Source organism: Pseudomonas sp. NFACC37-1 (assembly GCF_900101575.1).
Classification (GTDB): domain Bacteria; phylum Pseudomonadota; class Gammaproteobacteria; order Pseudomonadales; family Pseudomonadaceae; genus Aquipseudomonas; species Aquipseudomonas fluorescens_AA.
In genome coordinates, this window is the sequence record NZ_FMUZ01000026.1 from 20,840 (window position 1) to 40,323 (window position 19,484).

The 19,484-nt window shown below is 61.6% G+C and carries 15 protein-coding genes; 5 read left to right on the forward strand and 10 right to left on the reverse strand.

Features of this window, described 5'->3' with window-relative positions; all coding sequences use genetic code 11:
• Positions 1-129: 129 nt before the first annotated feature.
• Positions 130-1,428 carry a mechanosensitive ion channel family protein gene (locus BLP82_RS22295; protein WP_092173046.1) on the forward strand — a complete coding sequence of 433 codons (1,299 nt, stop codon included), beginning with the start codon at positions 130-132 and terminating at the stop codon, positions 1,426-1,428.
• Positions 1,429-1,544: 116 nt separating this feature from the next.
• Here the strand turns inward: BLP82_RS22295 and BLP82_RS22300 are convergent, their stop codons facing one another.
• The 3 genes from BLP82_RS22300 to BLP82_RS22310 all read right to left on the reverse strand — a co-directional run bounded on the left by BLP82_RS22300 (position 1,545) and on the right by BLP82_RS22310 (position 3,920).
• Positions 1,545-2,411: a carboxylate/amino acid/amine transporter gene (locus tag BLP82_RS22300; RefSeq protein WP_092173049.1), complete on the reverse strand. Its 867-nt coding sequence runs from the start codon at positions 2,409-2,411 to the stop codon at positions 1,545-1,547.
• Positions 2,412-2,855: 444 nt separating this feature from the next.
• Complete coding sequence (locus tag BLP82_RS22305; RefSeq protein WP_053120158.1) at positions 2,856-3,455, reverse strand: FMN-dependent NADH-azoreductase; 600 nt, start codon at positions 3,453-3,455, stop codon at positions 2,856-2,858.
• Between the two features lie 150 nt (positions 3,456-3,605).
• On the reverse strand, positions 3,606-3,920 hold the full coding sequence (locus tag BLP82_RS22310; RefSeq protein ID WP_060738712.1) for a hypothetical protein: 315 nt from the start codon (positions 3,918-3,920) through the stop codon (positions 3,606-3,608).
• A 50-nt stretch (positions 3,921-3,970) separates the two neighbouring features.
• Between BLP82_RS22310 and BLP82_RS22315 the strand changes: the two genes are divergently transcribed.
• The 4 genes from BLP82_RS22315 to BLP82_RS22330 all read left to right on the forward strand — a co-directional run bounded on the left by BLP82_RS22315 (position 3,971) and on the right by BLP82_RS22330 (position 8,197).
• Complete coding sequence (locus BLP82_RS22315; RefSeq protein WP_053120154.1) at positions 3,971-4,894, forward strand: PA3225 family LysR-type transcriptional regulator; 924 nt, start codon at positions 3,971-3,973, stop codon at positions 4,892-4,894.
• A 14-nt stretch (positions 4,895-4,908) separates the two neighbouring features.
• Positions 4,909-5,712 (forward strand): alpha/beta fold hydrolase, encoded by an 804-nt coding sequence (locus BLP82_RS22320; RefSeq protein ID WP_092173052.1) that lies wholly within the window; start codon positions 4,909-4,911, stop codon positions 5,710-5,712.
• A gap of 4 nt (positions 5,713-5,716) precedes the next feature.
• Complete coding sequence (locus tag BLP82_RS22325; protein ID WP_092173055.1) at positions 5,717-6,280, forward strand: peptidylprolyl isomerase; 564 nt, start codon at positions 5,717-5,719, stop codon at positions 6,278-6,280.
• 84 nt (positions 6,281-6,364) lie between these two features.
• Positions 6,365-8,197 (forward strand): ABC transporter ATP-binding protein, encoded by a 1,833-nt coding sequence (locus BLP82_RS22330; RefSeq protein WP_092173058.1) that lies wholly within the window; start codon positions 6,365-6,367, stop codon positions 8,195-8,197.
• A 213-nt stretch (positions 8,198-8,410) separates the two neighbouring features.
• On the opposite strand, the gene BLP82_RS22335 is transcribed toward BLP82_RS22330, so the two are convergent.
• From BLP82_RS22335 to aceK, 7 genes are all read right to left on the reverse strand, one after another.
• On the reverse strand, positions 8,411-9,535 hold the full coding sequence (locus BLP82_RS22335; RefSeq protein WP_092173061.1) for a GNAT family N-acetyltransferase: 1,125 nt from the start codon (positions 9,533-9,535) through the stop codon (positions 8,411-8,413).
• Positions 9,536-9,675: 140 nt separating this feature from the next.
• On the reverse strand, positions 9,676-10,986 hold the full coding sequence (locus BLP82_RS22340) for an OprO/OprP family phosphate-selective porin (protein ID WP_060738718.1): 1,311 nt from the start codon (positions 10,984-10,986) through the stop codon (positions 9,676-9,678).
• A 258-nt stretch (positions 10,987-11,244) separates the two neighbouring features.
• Positions 11,245-11,481, reverse strand: a complete 237-nt coding sequence (locus BLP82_RS22345) for an anti-sigma factor family protein (protein WP_092173064.1) — start codon at positions 11,479-11,481, stop codon at positions 11,245-11,247.
• A complete protein-coding gene (locus BLP82_RS22350; protein WP_092173067.1) occupies positions 11,475-12,086 on the reverse strand; it encodes an RNA polymerase sigma factor in 612 nt (203 codons plus the stop codon). The genes BLP82_RS22345 and BLP82_RS22350 overlap by 7 nt, the downstream gene beginning before the upstream one ends.
• A 189-nt stretch (positions 12,087-12,275) precedes the next feature.
• Positions 12,276-13,397 (reverse strand): beta-ketoacyl-ACP synthase III, encoded by a 1,122-nt coding sequence (locus BLP82_RS22355; protein WP_092173070.1) that lies wholly within the window; start codon positions 13,395-13,397, stop codon positions 12,276-12,278.
• Between the two features lie 339 nt (positions 13,398-13,736).
• Entirely contained in the window at positions 13,737-17,648 is a 3,912-nt protein-coding gene (gene hrpA / locus BLP82_RS22360; protein WP_092173072.1) for an ATP-dependent RNA helicase HrpA, read from the reverse strand.
• Between the two features lie 118 nt (positions 17,649-17,766).
• Positions 17,767-19,476 (reverse strand): bifunctional isocitrate dehydrogenase kinase/phosphatase, encoded by a 1,710-nt coding sequence (gene aceK, locus BLP82_RS22365; protein ID WP_092173075.1) that lies wholly within the window; start codon positions 19,474-19,476, stop codon positions 17,767-17,769.
• Between the last annotated feature and the right edge of the window lie 8 nt (positions 19,477-19,484).

Genomic DNA, 19,484 nt, shown 5'->3' on the forward strand with positions numbered 1-19,484 from the left:
CGAGTTTCTTTATACAAACGGCGGTAAATCAGTGCATTTTTATAAGCCGATTTGTCATCAACAGTCACTTGACCGGGCTTAAATGCTCTAATCGTCCCGTCGCGTCTTTATAGAAGAACCGTTTCGTCCATGGACATCAAACAACTCTGGGTCAACATCCAAGACCTCTGGGGTGCCCTTGACCAGCACCCGCTCCTGCATTCCAGCCTCGCCCTGATGTTGCTGCTGGTCATCGCCCTGGTGCTGGGGCGGGTGGCGCGCTACCTGATCCTGCACGCAGCTAAACTGCTTGGACGCCAACCGGCCCTGCACTGGGTCAACGACCTGCGCCAGAACAAGGTTTTCCATCGCCTGGCGCAGATGACGCCGTCACTGATCATCCAGTTCGGCCTGCACCTGGTGCCGGAACTGAGCAAGACCAGCCTGATTTTCCTGGGCAACGTCGCCCTGGCGTTCACCATCCTGTTCATGGTGCTGAGCCTCAGTGCCCTGCTCAGCGCCCTGCTGGACGTGTACGCCCGCACCGAACATGCGCGTACCCGCTCGATCAAGGGCTACGTGCAACTGACGAAAATGGTGCTGTATGTGTTTGGCGCGATCATCATCGTCGCCACGCTGATCGACCGCTCGCCGCTGTTGCTGCTGTCGGGCCTGGGTGCGATGTCGGCGGTGATCCTGTTGGTCTACAAGGACACCCTGCTGTCATTCGTTGCCAGCGTGCAGCTGACCAGCAATGACATGCTGCGGGTCGGCGACTGGATCGAGATGCCTCAGGTCGGTGCCGACGGCGATGTGGTGGATATCACGCTGCACACGGTGAAGGTGCAGAACTTCGACAAGACCATCGTCTCGATCCCGACCTGGCGGCTGATGTCCGAGTCGTTCAAGAACTGGCGCGGCATGCAGCAGTCCGGCGGGCGACGGATCAAGCGCAGCCTGTTCATCGACGCCAGCGGCGTGCGTTTCCTGCATGACGAGGAAGAACAGCGCCTGACCCAGGTGCGCCTGCTGACCGACTACATCGGCCGCAAGCAGGCCGAGCTCAAGGCCTGGAACGAAGCCCAGGGCAACGTGGCGGCGATGTCGGCCAACCGTCGGCGGATGACCAACCTGGGCACCTTCCGCGCCTATGCCCTGGCCTATTTGAAGAGCCACCCGGAGATCCAGCCGAACATGACCTGCATGGTCCGGCAGATGCAGACCACCGCCCAGGGCATCCCGCTGGAAATCTACTGCTTCACCCGTACCACGGCGTGGGCGGACTACGAACGCATCCAGGGGGATATTTTCGATTACCTGCTGGCGGTGATGCCGGAGTTCGGATTGAACCTGTACCAGCAGCCCAGCGGCATGGACTTGCGTTCGGGGTTGTTGCCGGCGGTGTTGGGGGCGAGTCACCTGCCGGAGCCGCAGAAGCAGGTGATCTGACCCTCAGCCAAGATCTCCATGTGGGAGCGGGCTTGCTCGCGAAGGCGTCGCCTCAGTCGATATATTTGTTGCCTGACACTCCGCCTTCGCGAGCAAGCCCGCTCCCACAAGGGGGTTCAGTGTGAAGGCTGAGGCTGGCGTCCCCCCAACCGACTGATCCACACCGCCGCCAGTATCACCGCCCCACCCAGCAGCAACCGCCCCAACGCCTCGTGCTGGTTCCAGATCAGCAGGTTCATCAGCAGCCCCACCGGCACGTGCAGGTTGTTCATCACCGCCAGCGTCCCGCCGTTGACCAGGCAGGCGCCTTTGTTCCACCAGTACAACCCCAGTGCAGTGGAAACCAGGCCGAGGAACACCAGCACGCCCCATTGCAACGGCGCTTCTGGCCAGAAATTGGCCTTGCCGAACAGCAGGAATGCCGGCAACGCCACCATCAACGCACCGAGATAGAAATAGCCGAAACGCCGGTAGTGCGGCAGGTCGCTCGGATGACGGGCCACCAAGTGTTTGTAGAGCACCTGCCCGGCCGCGTAGGTGAAGTTGGCCAACTGCAGCAGCAAGAAGCCCATGAAGAAATCCGGGTTGATCCGGTCGTAGCGAATCACCGCCGCACCGGCCACGGCCACCAGCGCCGCGATCAGCGCCCAAGGATTGAAGCGCCGGTTCAGCGCATCCTCGATCAAGGTCACATGCAAAGGCGTAAGGATGGTGAACAGCAACACCTCGGGCACCGTCAATACGCGGAAGCTCAGGTACAGGCAGACGTAGGTCACTCCGAACTGCAAGGCACCGATCAACAGCATGCCGCGCATGAACGATGGTTCGACCTGACGCCAGCGGGTCAGCGGAATGAACACCAGCCCGGCCAACAGGACCCGTACCAGTACAGCGAAGTAACTGTCCACATGTCCGGCCAGGTACTCGCCGATCAGGCTGAAGGAAAATGCCTGGATCAATGTCACAAAAAGTAGATAGCCCATATCGCCCCTCGTTTCGGATGGCGGCGAAGATAGCGGTTTTGAGCTTTGGGGGCGAGTTCGCTCGCGATGGCGTCGGTACATTCATAGATCGATGCAAGCTGACCCACCGCCATCGCGAGCAAGCTCACTCCCACGCAGGGCGGTGTGGTGAGCACAGTCTCGCGGTCACCGCCAAACCCTGTGGGAGCGAGCTTGCTCGCGATGGCGCTGCATCAGAGACATGGCGGCTGACTGATACTCCGCTATCGCGAGCAAGCTCGCTCCCACAGGATCATTCAGCGGCCAGTAAATCGCAGGCAAAAAAAAGCCCGATCTCGCTAAAGCGTTCAATCGGGCTGATGCACTCAGGAGCAATAAGTGCAAAGGGAGGTTCGATGCGCAAAACGGTTTGAAGGGAAGCGCCAGGTCAATAGACCACCTGGCGATTACCCGAGGATTAACGGATCAGGCGACCTGGGACAATTTGGCGTTGGCCTGATTCAAACCCTTTTCCTGGAACTCACCACCCAGGTTCATGCCCTCGGCATGGATGAAGGTCACATCGTGGATGCCGATGAAGCCCATGACTTGGCGCAGGTAGGGTTCCTGATGGTCGGTGCTGCCACCGGCGTGAATGCCGCCCCGGGCGGTGAGCACGAAGGCGCGCTTGTCGGCCAGCAGGCCTTGGGGACCGGTAGGGGTGTATTTGAACGTCACGCCGGCACGCAGCACATGGTCGAGCCACGCCTTCAAAGTGCTGGGAATGGCGAAGTTGTACATCGGTGCAGCCATCACCAGGACGTCGGCGGCCAGCAGCTCATCGGTCAGTTGGTTCGAGCGTTCCAGCGAGGCGTTTTCAATGTCGTTGCGCTGCTCGACAGGCTTCATCCAGCCGCCCAGCAGATTGGCATCCAGGTGCGGCACCGGGTTGATGGCCAGGTCGCGGACGCTGATTTCGTCGGCCGGGTGCGCAGCTTTCCACTGGCTGATGAAAGTCTGGGTCAGTTGACGGGAAACCGAGTCTTGCTGGCGGGCACTGCTTTCGATGATCAGAACGCGGGACATGGCTTGTAGGCTCCATCTGAGAATGTTGTCAGTCGATGGAGTGAAGGTTAAACGTGACCATATCGATGAAAAAGCGCAAATAACTGCTGTAATGCATCGATATTTTCGTTTATAAGCGGAGCAGGTACGAACACCTGCCCCGCTGCCGGACTATTTCGGCTGACAGGTCAGCTTGATGCGCAGCTTGATGATGTTGCGGTTGAACTTGGCCGTGGCGTTCTTGAACTTGCCGGCGGCGACTTCGATCTTGCGGGTGCGCGGCGCCTCGGGGCCGTTGTTGAACACCACGGTGCAGGCCGCGTCGGTGCTGCCGTAGTTGTTGACCTGGATAGAGCCGATGTCGGCATCGGTGTCATAGGCGGTGTAGTCGATGCTCAGGCCGTTGAGGTGTTTTTCCACATCGATCGGGTAGGCAAACGCAGTCAGGGGCAGCAAGGCCAGCACCACACAACAGATTTTCTTCATTCGGCAGTCTCCACCAAGGGACCGCCAGCTTAGGACAAGAGGAGCCCGATATGAAAGCGCCCCGCGTGACCCTGGATCAATGGCGCACCTTGCAGGCAGTGGTCGACCACGGCGGTTTCGCCCAGGCCGCCGACGTGCTGCATCGCTCCCAGTCATCCGTGAGCTACACCGTGGCCCGCATGCAGGATCAGCTCGGCGTGCCGTTGCTGCGCATCGATGGACGCAAGGCCGTTTTGACCGAAGCCGGCGGGGTGCTGCTGCGCCGCTCGCGGCAACTGGTGAAACAGGCCAGCCAATTGGAAGACCTGGCCCACCACATGGAGCAGGGCTGGGAAGCGGAAGTGCGCCTGGTGGTCGACGCGGCCTACCCCAACGCCCGCCTCGTTCGCGCCTTGACCGCGTTCATGCCGCAAAGCCGTGGCTGCCGGGTGCGGCTGCGCGAAGAAGTGTTGTCGGGTGTCGAAGAAGTGCTGCTCGAAGGCGTGGCCGACCTGGCCATCAGCGGCTTCAGCATTCCCGGTTACCTGGGGGCGGAGTTGAGCGACGTGGAGTTCATCGCGGTGGCCCATCCCGAGCATGCCCTGCACCGCCTCAATCGCGAGCTGAACTTCCAGGACCTGGAAAGCCAGTTGCAAGTGGTCATCCGCGACTCCGGCCGCCAGCAGCCTCGCGACGTCGGCTGGCTCGGCGCCGAACAGCGCTGGACCGTGGGCAGCCTGGCCACCGCCGCGAGTTTTGTCGGCAGCGGCCTGGGCTTCGCCTGGCTGCCCCGGCACATGATCGAACGAGAACTCAAGGAAGGCGTGCTCAAGCGTCTACCCTTGGAACAGGGAGGCAGCCGCAACTCGACCTTCTATCTTTTCTCAAACAAGGAAAAACCCCTGGGCCCGGCCACGCAAATCCTGATCGAATTGCTGCGCACCTTCGACACCGCGCCGCTGGATGCGCCGTTCGCCGCTCCTGAACAAGCCTGACAAGGATTTTGCCGATGGCCTATTTTGCACACGAAGGATGCGACCTGCACTACGAGGAATACGGCCACGGCGCGCCCTTGGTGCTGGTCCATGGGCTGGGCTCCAGCACCCGCGACTGGGAAAAGCAGATCCCGGCATTGTCCGCCCGCTACCGCCTGATCGTGATGGATGTGCGCGGTCACGGCCGCTCCGACAAACCCCGCGAACGCTACAGCATCAAAGGTTTCAGCGCCGACCTGAGCGCCCTGATCGATCACCTGGAGCTGGGTCCGGTGCATTTGGTGGGCTGGTCCATGGGCGGCATGATCTGTTTCCAATTGGCGGTGGATGAGCCGGAACGGATCAGGAGCCTGTGCATCGTCAACAGCGCGCCGCAGGTCAAGGTCCGCACGCCCGACGATTGCTGGCAATGGTTCAAGCGCTGGAGCCTGATGCGCCTGCTCAGCCTGGAAACCATCGGCAAGGCCCTGGGCGCCAAGCTGTTTCCCAAGCCCGAGCAAACCGAGTTACGCCTGGAAATGGCCCGGCGCTGGGCAAAGAACGACAAACGTGCTTATCTCGCCAGCTTCGATGCAATCGTGGGGTGGGGTGTGCAGGAACGACTTTCACAGGTTGCCTGTCCAACCCTCGTCATCTGCGCCGACCACGACTACACCCCGGTGGCGCTGAAAGAAGCCTATGTAAAGCGGCTGCCCAATGCGCATCTGGTGGTCATCGCCGATTCACGGCACGCTACCCCGCTGGATCAACCCGAACGCTTCAACCAAACCCTGCTCGACTTTTTGACCGCAACCGATTCCACCACTCAGGATCTCTGACCCCATGCTGAAAAAAATCGCCCTTGCCGCCGGCACCGTATTGTTTGCCGCCAACCTGATGGCTGCGACTCCCGCCAAGGCCCCCCATGTATTGCTGGACACCACCAACGGCCTGATCGAAATCGAACTGGACCCGGTCAAGGCCCCCATCAGTACCAAGAACTTCCTCGAGTACGTGGACAGTGGTTTCTACAACAACACGATTTTCCACCGTGTGATCCCGGGCTTCATGGCCCAGGGCGGGGGCTTCACCGCACAGATGCAACAGAAAGACACCAAGGCACCGATCAAGAACGAAGCCAGCAATGGCCTGCACAACGTTCGCGGCACCTTGTCGATGGCGCGCACGTCCAACCCGGACTCGGCCACCAGCCAGTTCTTCATCAACGTAGCCGACAACGCCTTCCTCGACCCGGGCCGTGACGCCGGTTACGCGGTGTTCGCCAAAGTGGTCAAGGGCATGGACGTGGTGGACATCATCGTCAACTCCCAGACCACCACCAAGCAAGGCATGCAAAACGTGCCGATCGACCCTGTGCTCATCAAGTCGGCCAAGCGCATCGACTGAAGCGGCACACGGCAAGCCTGGGCGGCGCGGTCATCCCGCACCGCCCATTAGCAAAAAGGAGAGCCCCTGCCAGGGCATTTACAGATGGTTTTTCGCCGCTTCGAAACACTGATCGATATCTTCCGCGACGCCCCGAGCTCGGCCCCGCCGAACCGCGTCCTGCCCTTCTACACCTATTACCTGAAACAGGTCTGGCCCAGCTTCGTCGTGCTGCTGGTGGTTGGCCTGATCGGCGCGCTGATCGAAGTGGCGCTGTTCAGCTACCTGAGCCGCATCATCGACCTGACCCAAGGCACGCCCAATGTGGACTTCTTCAAGGTCCATGGCCTGGAGCTGGTCTGGATGGCCGTGGTGGCGCTGGTCTTCCGGCCGATCTTCGTGGCCCTGCATGACCTGCTGGTGCACCAGACCCTGAGCCCCGGCATGACCAGCCTGATCCGCTGGCAGAACCACAGCTACGTGCTCAAGCAGAGCCTGAATTTCTTCCAGAACGATTTCGCCGGGCGCATCGCCCAGCGCATCATGCAAACCGGCAACTCCCTGCGCGACTCGGCGGTCCAGGCAGTGGATGCCCTGTGGCACGTGCTGATCTACGCCGTCAGTTCCCTGGTGCTGTTCGCCGAAGCCGACTGGCGCCTGATGATCCCGCTGCTGATGTGGATTGCCGCCTACATCGGCGCACTCTGCTATTTCGTGCCACGGGTCAAGGAGCGCTCGGTGGTGTCGTCCGATGCCCGCTCCAAACTCATGGGGCGGATCGTCGACGGCTACACCAACATCACCACCCTGAAGCTGTTCGCCCATACCAATTTCGAACAGCAATACGCCCGCGAAGCCATCCAGGAGCAGACCGAAAAAGCCCAGTTGGCCGGCCGCGTGGTGACCAGCATGGACGTGGTCATCACCAGCATGAACGGACTGCTGATCGTCGGCACCACCGCGCTGGCCCTGTGGCTCTGGACCCAGTCGCTGATCAGCGTCGGCGCCATTGCCTTGGCGACCGGGCTGGTGATCCGCATCGTCAACATGTCCGGCTGGATCATGTGGGTGGTCAACGGCATTTTCGAAAACATCGGCATGGTCCAGGACGGCCTGCAGACCATCGCCCAACCGGTCAGCGTCACCGACCGCGACCAGGCCAAGCCCCTGGCGGTGGCCCGGGGCGAGGTGCGTTTCGAGCATGTGGATTTCCACTATGGCAAGAAAAGCGGGGTCATCGGCGACCTCAACCTGACCATCAAGCCTGGCGAGAAAATCGGCCTGATCGGCCCGTCCGGCGCGGGCAAATCCACCTTGGTGAACCTGCTGCTGCGCCTCTATGACGTGCAAGGCGGGCGCATCCTCATCGACGGCCAGGACATCGCCGAAGTCGGCCAGGAAAGCCTGCGCGAGCGCATCGGCATGATCACCCAGGACACCTCGCTGCTGCATCGCTCGATTCGCGACAACCTGCTCTACGGCAAACCCGACGCCACCGATGCGCAACTCTGGGAAGCCGTGCACAAGGCCCGGGCCGATGAATTCATCCCATTGCTGTCGGACGCCGAAGGCCGTACCGGCTTCGATGCCCATGTGGGTGAGCGCGGGGTGAAACTGTCCGGCGGCCAGCGCCAGCGCATCGCTATCGCACGAGTGCTGCTCAAGGACGCGCCGATTCTGATCATGGACGAAGCGACGTCAGCGCTGGACTCGGAAGTCGAGGCGGCGATCCAGGAAAGCCTCGAGACCCTGATGCAAGGCAAGACGGTGATCGCCATCGCCCACCGCCTCTCCACCATCGCCCGGATGGACCGATTGGTGGTGCTGGAAAATGGTCGCATCGCCGAAACCGGCAGCCACGCCGAGCTGCTGGCCCATGGCGGATTGTATGCGCGGTTGTGGCAGCATCAGACCGGGGGGTTTGTAGGGATCGACTGAACTGAGGGGATGGGTCATCAGGCCCTATGGATAAGGACCTGACTTGCTACCTTACTGTGGCGAGGGGATTTATCCCCGCTGGACTGCGAAGCAGTCCTAGAACCAGATCACTCGGTAGTGTCAGGCTCGAATGAGTTAACTGTATTGGGGCTGCTTCGCAGCCCAGCGGGGATAAATCCCCTCGCCACAGGGGTCGGTGCCAGTCAGGAGATATCAGCACTGCCGATACGGCAGTGCCGTCCTGGCCTCTTCGGCGTACGCCTGCACCCCCTCCTGCTCGCGCACGAGAAAATCCGCCACTGCCGCTTTCAACCCCGGATGCCGCAAGTAATGCCACGAGCGGGTAATCACCGGCTCGAACCCGCGAATCAACTTGTGCTCACCCTGGGCGCCGGCATCGAAGCGCTGCAAGCCATGGGCAATCGCATAATCCATGCCTTGATAGAAACAGGTCTCGAAGTGCAACCGGTCGAACTCCGCCAGGCAGCCCCAGTACCGTCCATAGAAACTGTCGCCGCCCACCAGGCTGAACGCCATCGCCACCGGCCGTGAACCTTGCTTGGCCAGCACCACACGGATGGCCTCGGGCATGCGTTCGGCCAACAGGCTGAAGAATGTCCGGGTCAAGTAGGGCGCCTGCCGTCGTATCGCGTAGGTGTTGGCGTAACAGGCGTAGACAAAATCCCACTGTGCCTCGTCCAACTGATGACCTTCGAGCCATTCGAACGCGATGCCCTGTCCCGCCACTTGTTCGCGTTCCTTGCGCATCTGCTTGCGCTTGCGGGAACTGAGGGCATCGAGAAAGTCCTGGAAGTCGCGATAACCGCGATTTTGCCAGTGATACTGGCAGCCGATCCGCTGCAGCCAGCCTTCTTGCCCGGCAAGTGCCGCGTCGGTGAAGGCATCGGTGAAGTTGATGTGGGCACTGGAAAGCCCTTCGATTTCCAGGTATCCGGGCACGCTGCCCAGCAACGCCAGACCGTCCTCCACCCGCGCCGCCAACAGTCGCGGCCCACTGACCGGGCTGAACGGTACCGCCGTCAACAGCTTGGGGTAGTAATCGATGCCGGCGCGGGCGCAAGCGTCGGCCCAGCCGTGGTCGAACACGTATTCACCGTAGGAATGCCACTTGCGGTAACTGGGCAAGGCCGCCAACAGCTGACCGTTTTCAATGTGCAACAAATGCTCGGCTTGCCAACCGGATTGCGGCCCCAGGCTGGCGCTGTCTTCCAGGGTGCCAAGGAAGGCGTGGCGCAGGAAAGGCTGGTTGGCGGGCACCAACGCGTCCCACTCGTGCGGCGCGATGGCGGACAGGCTGTCCAAGACGTGAAGCGGCATGCGATTCCTCGAGAGCCAGACGACGGATGGAACGAGTATCGCCGATCCTGACCGAGCGCACATAAAAAAACCCCGCCAGGGGCGGGGTCGAAAGGAGCTTTAACGGATGAAAGTGCAGCGGTGTATCAAGTCAGCGCGATTCAGAACACGTACTGGGCACGGACGACGAAACCGTCGCCATCGTCATCGCCATTGGCGTTGGTGACTTTGTCGGTCTTGGCCTTGACGTAGGCACCGGTGATTTTCACCGCTTCGTTGGCGTACCAGTTCACGCCCAGGTTGTGCACCTTGGCTTCGGCATCGCCCACTTCACGGGTCGCCGAGGCAGTGGTGATGTTGTCGTCTTCGACGGTCATGCTGTCGAAGCGGTAGAACACTTCCCAGGCGCCGATGGATTTGTTCTGAGGCTTGATCGCGTCAAATTTGCCGACCTTATAGCCACGGGACTCACCGGTGATGGTGTAGGCACCCTGGACGTAGAAGCCGTGGCCTTTGAGGTCTTCGAAGGCGTCGCTGTCAGCCTTGGTCTTGCGGGAGATGTATTCACCCTGGATCGACGCTGGACCCATGGCGAAAGCGGCTTCCAGGCCGAAGGCGGTGTCAGTGTCGTACGAACCGGCCGGCGAGTTGTTGGCGCCGCCCAGGACCGGACGGTTACCGTTAGGGCCGGCATCGTTGCCACCCAGGGTTTCAACGCCACGCATGCCCAGGCGGGAGCGATAACGTGCATCGAACGCGGTGTCCGAAACGTCACGGGAGGCTACGTTCAGACCGAAGTGCAGCACGTTGCCAGCTTCGTGCATCGGAGCGAAGACGAAGCGACCGTTGACCTGCTTGACGCTGTCGCCGTCAGTGTCGTCGGTGTCCTTGCTGAACACGCCGGCCGAAGCATAGAACGAATCAGCGAAGGTGCTGGAGGCCTGGATACCCAGGCCGTTCTGGTGGCTGTTGGCCCAGTCGATCAGGTCGTAGGCAGCGTTACGCTCGGGCGCGGTCACCCACTTGGAGCTGGTGGCTTTTTCCAGGCCGAAGTCGGGGTCAAAACGACCGACCTTGATCGACACCGGCTTGAAGCCGTTGTAGGCCAGGGACGCTTCGTCGAAGTAGCCGTTATCGGAGTCGCCACTGTTGTGGGACATGTCGTAGTTGATGGTGTAGGCCCAATCCGTGTACAGCACGCCGGACAGTTCCAGGAACGCGCGGCGGATATAAGCGGCATCGGCCGACTTGCCGTTGTCGGTGTAGATGCCATCGAACTGGCTGTAGTCAGCCTGCAAACGACCGCCGAGCTTGAAGCTGAACTCTTTGTCAGTGGTAGCGACCTCGAGGCCGCCCTTGGTTTTGACCACGATATCGGCGCCATCGGTAGTGACGGTGCCGGCGAAAGCCTGGGCGGTTACTGCCATTGCCAGTGCGCTGGCGGCAACACCTGCGAAGTGCTTACGGATCATCGAAGAATTCCCCTGTTGGTAGTCTATGCGTTAGAAAACACGCGGAACTGGGCCCGCTGGTGTTGGGAGGGGATGTTGGCGGCCGGTTGTGTCAGGCGAGTTGCTATCACATAAAGATTTTATGACAGCGGAACTTTTTACTTCGAATAGGAATAACTGTAGGAGCTGGCGAAGCCTGCGATCTTTTGACTCTTCCCTTGAGATTCAATCGATAGGGGAAAGATCGCAGCCTCGTTGCACTCGTCAGCCCCTACGGGTTTAACGGATGTCTTTGCGACGCTCGGCGGCGAGTTTCTCGGCGAGGTGATCCAGGTCGGGAATCGGGGGTTGCGGCAGTTTTTTGAGGGTCGCCTGCATCAGGCGCATCTGACGGATGAAGCGTCGGCAATTGGGGCAGAACATCAAGTGATGACGCACCATCAGGCGTTCACGAAAGCTCAATTGTCCATCGAGATAATCGCTGGAGCGCGCCACTTGTTCCTTGCAGGTCAGCATTCGCCGGTTTCCTCGAAATGTTCAACAGTCGCGAAGATCTTCAGTCGGGCACGATGCAACAGCACACGGACATTGGAGAGCGAGATACCCAACAGATTACAGATTTCGTCCAACTCCAGGTCTTGCTGTTCCCGCAGGGTCAGTACGCTGCCTTGCAGCTCCGACAGGCTGAGCAACGTGTGCTCCAGGCAATCACGCAATTCACTCATCGTGAGCAGCGCTTCGGGCGTGTCCTGGTGCCAGGCGAACGGTGCCAGCAGCCAATGGCCGTCCGCGGCGAAACGGTCATCGCCAAGGGTACCGTGGGGAGCCGGGAGGTCATCGAGCAGCACTTCCCGCCGGTTCTGCTTGTAGCGCCCCTTGGCGGCGTTGGCCGTGATGGTCAACAGCCAGGTCTTGAGGCTGGAACGCCCCTGGAAACCACTGAGATTGCGCACCACGGACAGCCAGGCGTCCTGCACCACTTCGTCGGCATGGCGACTGCCGACGATGGCATAGGCCACGGCACGCATCGGGCTCTGGTAGGCGCTGACCAGTTCCCTGTAGGCCTGCTGCTCACCGGCCAGGAGGCGTTGGAGCAGGAAGGTGTCATCGGTGACCGTCATTCAATGCCCCACTGCCTTGCAAGACTGACTATGTTTTTGTGGCGAGGGGATTTATCCCCGCTGGGTTGCGAAGCGACCCTGATATCTGCCATTGCGGTACATCAGGATGTATTCATTGCCTGCTTTGGGGCTGCTACGCAGCCCAGCGGGGATAAATCCCCTCGCCACAATACATCCCATTGCCAGTCATCAATGCTTACGCAAAATCACGCTGCCAATCGAATAACCGGCACCGAAGGAGCTGAGGACGGCAACCGAGCCGCTGGGCAGGTCATCCTGGTATTTGTGGAACGCGATCACCGAACCGGCCGAACTGGTGTTGGCGTAGCGGTCGAGAATCACGGGGGCTTCCGCTTCGGTGGCTTCGCGGCCCAGCAGTTTGCGCACGATCAGGTGGTTCATGCTCAAGTTGGCCTGGTGCAGCCAGAAGCGTTTCACGTCGCCAACGTTCAGTTGGTTTTCTTCCAGGTGGGTACCGATCAGTTCGGCCACCATCGGGCAAACGTCGCGGAACACCTTGCGGCCTTCCTGGACGAACAGTTTGTCGCGGCTGCCGATGCCCTCTCCCGCGGCGCGGTTGAGGAAACCGAAGTTGTTGCGGATGTTGTTGGAGAACTTGGTGAGCAGCTTGGTGCTGACCACGTCGAACTGGTACGGCGAGGTCGCCAGGTCCGCCCGCTCGATGATCACGGCAGTGGCCGCGTCACCGAAGATGAAGTGGCTATCGCGGTCGCGGAAGTTCAAGTGGCCGGTGCACACCTCCGGGTTGACCATCAGGATTGCCCGGGCCTGACCCAGTTGCACACTGTTGGCCGCGGCCTGGATACCGAAGGTCGCCGAGGAACAGGCCACGTTCATGTCGAAACCGAAACCTTCGATGCCCAGGGCTTCCTGGACTTCGATGGCGATGGCCGGGTAGGCACGCTGCAGGTTGGAACAGGCGACGATGACCCCGTCGATGTCCGCGACCGTGCGGCCGGCCCGCTCCAGGGCCTGTTTCGCAGCGCCGATGGCCATTTCGCAGAGCACCGACCACTCGTCGTTGGAGCGCTCGGGCAGGCGTGGGGTCATGCGTTGCGGATCGAGAATGCCGTCCTTGTCCATGACAAAGCGGCTCTTGATGCCCGAGGCCTTTTCGATGAACGCGGCGTTGGATTCAGTCAACGCCTCGACTTCACCCCGCTCGATGGCATCGGCGTTGTCGGCGTTGAATTGCGCGACATAGGTATTGAAAGATTGCACCAGCTCTTCGTTGGAGATGCTGTTGGCCGGGGTGTACAGGCCGGTGCCGCTGATGACGACGTTATGCATGGGTCGTGTCTCTGATCTGTTCAGGCAGAAAGTATTGGCACCGACGTACCAATACACAAAGGGACTTTTCCCATCCGGGGAAGCAGCCCTGGCATCGCTTTATTCCGGATCCGCCCGTGGCCTTGAAGCTCAAAACCACGGGACCGGCATTTATAGGCGCGAAGTTTGCCATAAACGCGGGGGTTTGGCCCATTCTCCCTTCTTCACCACACAAAACCCTGTGGGAGCGGGCTTGCTCGCGAAAGCGGTGGATCAGCTTGCATCAATGTTGAATGTGCAATTGCATTCGCGAGCAAGCCCGCTCCCACAGGGGGTATGAGTATCATCTGACTTCTGCCATCACCCCTCCACCAGCCCCCACTGCTTGCCCAGGCGCTTGTCGGAAATCGGCACCTTGGTGCCCAGTTGCTGGGCGAACAACGACACCCGGTATTCCTCCAGCCACCAGCGGTACAATTCCAGTTGCGGGTCGCGCTTGCCTTCCTGGGCGTGTTTGCTGGCGCGGGCCTGGTATTGGGCCCAGAGGTTCGACAGTTCGCCGCTCCAGACCCGGTCTTTCTGCACTTGGCTGCCCAACTTCTCGAAGCGTTGCTCGATGGCCTTGAGGTAGCGCGGCAGCTCCTTGAGCCACTGATGCGGGGTTTCCCGCACGAAGCCCGGGTACACCAGGTGACTGAGTTGCTGCTTGATGTCGTTCAGCGCCACGGCCTGGGCCAGGTCGATCTTGCCCTTGAAGCGTTTCTGCAGGCCATGCCAGAGCTTGAGGATGTCCAGGGTCAGCTTGGCCAGGCGTTCGGCGTGTTCGGTCCAGCCGCCGCGCTTGCGCTCGGCCAGGGCAGCCAGGGCGGCGCCGTCGCGGGGCAGGCTCGCTTCACCTTCGAGCACACAGCTGTCGAGGCTGGCGAGCAGGATGTCTTCCACCAGGCCGTCGATGCGACCCAAGTCGCGGTACAGCAGGCCCAGCTCCGTCAGCCCCGGCAGCTTGCCCCGCAGGAACTTGGCCGATTCGGCCAATTGCTGCATGAGCAAGCGCTGCAAAGCGCGGCGATGCTGGAATTCGGCTTCGGCCGGAGTCGGGAAACGCCCTTCCTTGACCACGCCGCCCTCTTCCACCAGCGCCGGATAGACCGTCATCGACAGCCCGGCGATCTTCTGCTGGGTTTTCTCGGCCACCGGCGCGAAGACCTTCGCCTCCACCGGTGCCTGGCTTTTTGCCGTTTGCGGCACGGCCAAGGCCGCCTGGCTGGCCTCGGCAAAGCGTGCTGTCAGCTCGGCCAGGTCGCGGCCCTCGCCGAGGAACTTGCCCTGGCCGTCGACGATTTCCAGGTTCATGCGCAAGTGGCTTTCCACCTGCTGGGCCGCTTCGGCCCAGGCTTCGTCGCTGACCCGCGCACCGGTCATGCGCAGCAGCTCACGGCCCAGGGACTGCGGCAACGAGCCCTCGGCGAAGGTGATACGTTGCAGCGCCGCCTTGACGAAGTCCGGTACCGGCACGAAGTTCTTGCGCAAGGCCTTGGGCAGGTTGCGCACCAGGGCGATGCACTTGGCCTCGATCATCCCCGGCACCAGCCATTCCAGGCGTTCCGGCGGCAGCATCGGCAACAACGGTGCCGGCACGCGCAAGGTCACGCCGTCGCGGGGATGGTTGGGCTCGAAGTGATAGCTCAGCGGTAAGGTCAGGTCACCGACACGCAAGGTGTCGGGGTACTGCGTGGCGGTGACCTCGCTGGCCTCGCGGGCCAACACGTCTTCCTCGCGCATGATCAGTAATTGCGGGTCTTTCTGGCTGTTGATCCGGTACCAGCTGTCGAACGTCGCGGTCTGGTGGATCTCGGCCGGCAAACGGGCGTCGTAGAACGCAAACAGGGTTTCCTCGTCCGCCAGGATGTCGCGGCGACGGGCCTTGGCTTCCAGTTCGTCGAGTTGCTCCAGCAGGCGGGTATTGGCCCCCAGGCACTTGGCCTTGGACTGGATCTCGCCGCGCACCAGCGCCTCGCGGATGAACAGCTCACGGGACACCACCGGGTCCACCGGCCCGTAATGCACCGGCCGCCGACCGACGACAATGAGCCCGAACAGGGTGATCTGCTCATAGGCCACCACTTGCCCGCGCTTCTTCTCCCAATGGGGTTCGAAGTGGTTTTTCTTGATCAGGTGCCCGGCCAGCGGTTCGATCCAGTCCGGCTCGATCTTGGCCACCATGCGCGCGTACAACTTGGTGGTTTCCACCAACTCGGCGGTCATCAGCCACTGCGGCCGCTTCTTGCCTAGGCCCGACGACGGATGGACCCAGAACCGCCGCTGGCGAGCACCGAGGTAATCACCGTCTTCGGTTTTCTGGCCGATCTGGCTCAACAGGCCCGAGAGCACCGCCTTGTGCAGCTTCGGGTAATCCGCCGACTCCTTGTTGAGGCTCAACTGCATGTCGCGGCAGATCAGGCTCAACTGGCGATGGGAATCACGCCATTCGCGCAAGCGCAGGTAGTTGAGGAAATTCTTGCGGCACCAGTTGCGCAGCGGGCTGGCGGTCAGGGCCTGGCGCTGTTCTTCGAAACCGCGCCACAGGTTGACCAGCCCGGCGAAGTCCGAATCCGGATCCTTCCACTGGGCGTGGGCCTGGTCGGCCGCCTGTTGGCGCTCCGGCGGACGCTCGCGCGGGTCCTGGATCGACATGGCGCTGGCGACGATCAACACTTCCTGCAGGCTGCCCAGCTTCGCCGCTTCCAGCAGCATGCGTCCCATGCGTGGGTCCACCGGCAGGCGGGCCAACTGCCGACCGAGCGGGGTCAGCTGACTGTTGCGGTCCACCGCCGAGAGTTCTTGCAGCAGGTTGAAACCGTCGCTGATGGCCTTGCCGTCCGGCGGCTCGATGAACGGGAAGTCGGTGATCTCGCCGAGGCGCAGGTGCAGCATCTGCAGAATCACCGCCGCCAGGTTGGTGCGCAGGATCTCGGGATCGGTGAACTCCGGCCGCCCAAGAAAATCTTCCTCGCTGTACAACCGCACGCAAATGCCCGGCTCGACCCGCCCGCAACGGCCTTTGCGCTGGTTGGCGCTGGCCTGGGAAATGGCCTCGATGGGCAAGCGCTGGACCTTGGCCCGGTAGCTGTAGCGGCTGATGCGCGCGGTACCGCTGTCGATCACGTAGCGAATGCCCGGCACGGTCAGCGAGGTTTCGGCGACGTTGGTCGCCAGCACCACGCGACGGCCCGGGTGGGACTGGAAGATCCGCTGCTGTTCGGCCGGCGATAAACGCGCATACAGCGGCAGGATCTCGGTGTGCTTGAGCTGGGCCTTGCGCAGCATCTCCGCGGCGTCGCGAATCTCCCGCTCGCCCGGCAGGAACACCAGCACGTCCCCGGGACTGCGGCGCTCGCTGCGCTCGTAGGCGGCGATTTCATCGAGGGTGGCGAGGATCGCCTGGTCGACGGTCAAGTCGTCCTCGACCCGGTTGCCCTCCTCGTCCTGCTCCAGGGTCAGCGGGCGATACCAGGTGTCCACCGGGAAGGTGCGGCCCGAAACTTCCACGATGGGCGCGTCGTCGAAGTGCTTGGAAAAGCGCTCCAGGTCGATGGTCGCCGAGGTGATGATGACTTTAAGGTCCGGGCGGCGCGGCAACAGGGTCTTGAGGTAGCCGAGCAGGAAATCGATGTTCAGGCTGCGTTCGTGAGCTTCGTCGACGATGATCGTGTCGTAGCGCTCGAGGTAGCGGTCGTTCTGGGTCTCGGCCAGCAGGATGCCGTCGGTCATCAGCTTGATCAGGGTGTTGGCGTCGCTCTGGTCCTCGAAGCGCACCTGATACCCCACCAACGCCCCCAACGGCGTGGCCAGCTCTTCGGCGACACGGCTTGCGACACTGCGGGCGGCGATCCGACGCGGCTGGGTGTGGCCGATCAAGCCGTGCTGGCCGCGACCGATTTCCAGGCAGATCTTCGGCAACTGTGTGGTTTTGCCCGAGCCGGTTTCGCCGGCGATGATCAGCACCTGATGCTTGAGCAGCGCCTCCTTGATTTCGTCGCGCTTGGCGGCGATCGGCAGATTGTCGTCATAGCGGATCACCGGCAGGCTCGCCTTGCGCGCCAGCACCTGGTCGCACGACGCCTGCATGCGCGCCACCCACTGGGCCAACTTGGCCTCGTCGGGCTTCTTGCGCAGCTCGATCAACTGGCGCCGCAACCGGTGACGGTCGGCGAGCATGGCGTGGTCGAGGTTTTTCAGCAGCTTGTCGATAGCGGGGGCTTGGTCAGTCATCAGGTACGCAAGGGGAATAGGAGCAGCGGCAAGTTTCAAGCTGCAAGCTGCAAGTTGCAAGCGGCACTGCCCTGAAACTCAAAACTTGCCGCTTGAAGCTTGAAGCTTGAAGCTGCTTCTAACCCTTACGCCGATACGGGAACACATCGATCACCTTCCCCGCCCGGATTGCCTCTTGCAGGCTTTTCCAGTAGTCGGCGTTGTACAGCTCGCCGTGCAACTGGTCGAACAGCTTGCGCTGCCCGGCGTCGGCGAACAGGAACGGCGGGAACTCCTCGGGGAACACGTCCAACGGCCCGATGGAATACCAGGGCTCGGAGGCCATTTCGTCTTCCGGGGTACGGGGCTCGGGGATGTGGCGGAAATTGGCTTCGGTGAGGAAGCAGATTTCATCGTAGTCATAGAACACCACGCGACCGTGGCGGGTCACGCCGAAGTTCTTGAGCAGCATGTCGCCGGGGAAGATATTGGCCGCCGCCAGTTGCTTGATCGCCAGACCGTAGTCTTCCAGCGCCTCGCGCACCTGGTCGGGGTTGGCGTTTTCCAGGTAGAGGTTCAGGGGCGTCATCCGGCGTTCGGTCCAGCAGTGCCGGATCAGCACCGTCTCGCCTTCCACCGACACCGTGGAAGGTGCTACTTCCAACAGTTCCTCCAGGCAGGCCGGCTCGAATTTGCTCAGGGGAAAGCGGAAATCGGCGAACTCCTGGGTATCGGCCATGCGCCCGACCCGGTCGACACTTTTCACCAGTCGGTACTTCTCGATCACCGTGGCCCGGTCGACGTTTTTCGACGGCGAGAAGCGGTCCTTGATGATCTTGAACACCGTGTTGAAGCCCGGCAGGGTGAACACGCTCATGACCATGCCGCGCACACCGGGCGCCATGATGAACTGGTCGTCGGTGTTCGCCAGGTGGTTGATCAGCGCCCGGTAGAACTCGGACTTGCCGTGCTTGTAGAAGCCGATGGAGGTGTACAACTCGGCGATGTGCTTGCCCGGCAGGATGCGCTTGAGAAAGCCGATGAATTCCGCCGGCACCGGCACGTCCACCATGAAGTACGAGCGGGTGAACGAGAAGATGATCGACACCTGCGCCTCGTCGGTGATCAGCGCATCGATCTGGATACCCCGGCCCTCACGGTGCAGCAGCGGGATCACCAGCGGCCATTGATCGTCGCGGGTAAAGATCCGGCCCACCAGGTAGGCGCCCTTGTTGCGGTAGAGCACCGAGGAAAACAACTCCACCGTCAGTTCCGGATCCTTGCAGACCCAGTCCGGCAGGTTCTCGCGCAACTGCGCTTCGAGGCGCAGCAGGTCGCCTGGCAAGTCGCCGTAGTCCTCGCTGAACCGGTAATCGGCGAACACGCTCGCCAGCATCCGGTCCAACTGCCCCTGGGGCTTGTAGGTACGGGTCTGGGCGGCGCGGGCCCGGCGCAGGCTGGGCCGGGTGGTGTGGATGAACATGGTGCCGTCGCTGATCAGGTCGTGGCTGAACAACCCGCAGAAGATCGAGTTGTACCAGGTTTCCGACAGTTCATCGTCGAAACGCAGGTCGATCAGGCTGATGTAGGCGCTTTTGACCAGCGGCCAGCAGCCCACATCCATCAGTGTTTCGTCATCGAAGGCCTTGTGCAGCCTGGCGACGGTTTCGAAGACTTTTTCTTCATACAAATTGATCCGCGCCGCCGACGCCGCTTGGGCCTCCAGCCACAGGGCCTGCTCGAACCGGGCGCGGGCGCCGTCGGTGATCTGCCGGAAATGCTCACGATAATCGTCGAAGCCGTCGAGGATCGAACGGGCGATTTCGAGGGCGGGCCATGGCTGCGTCATAGGGTAAA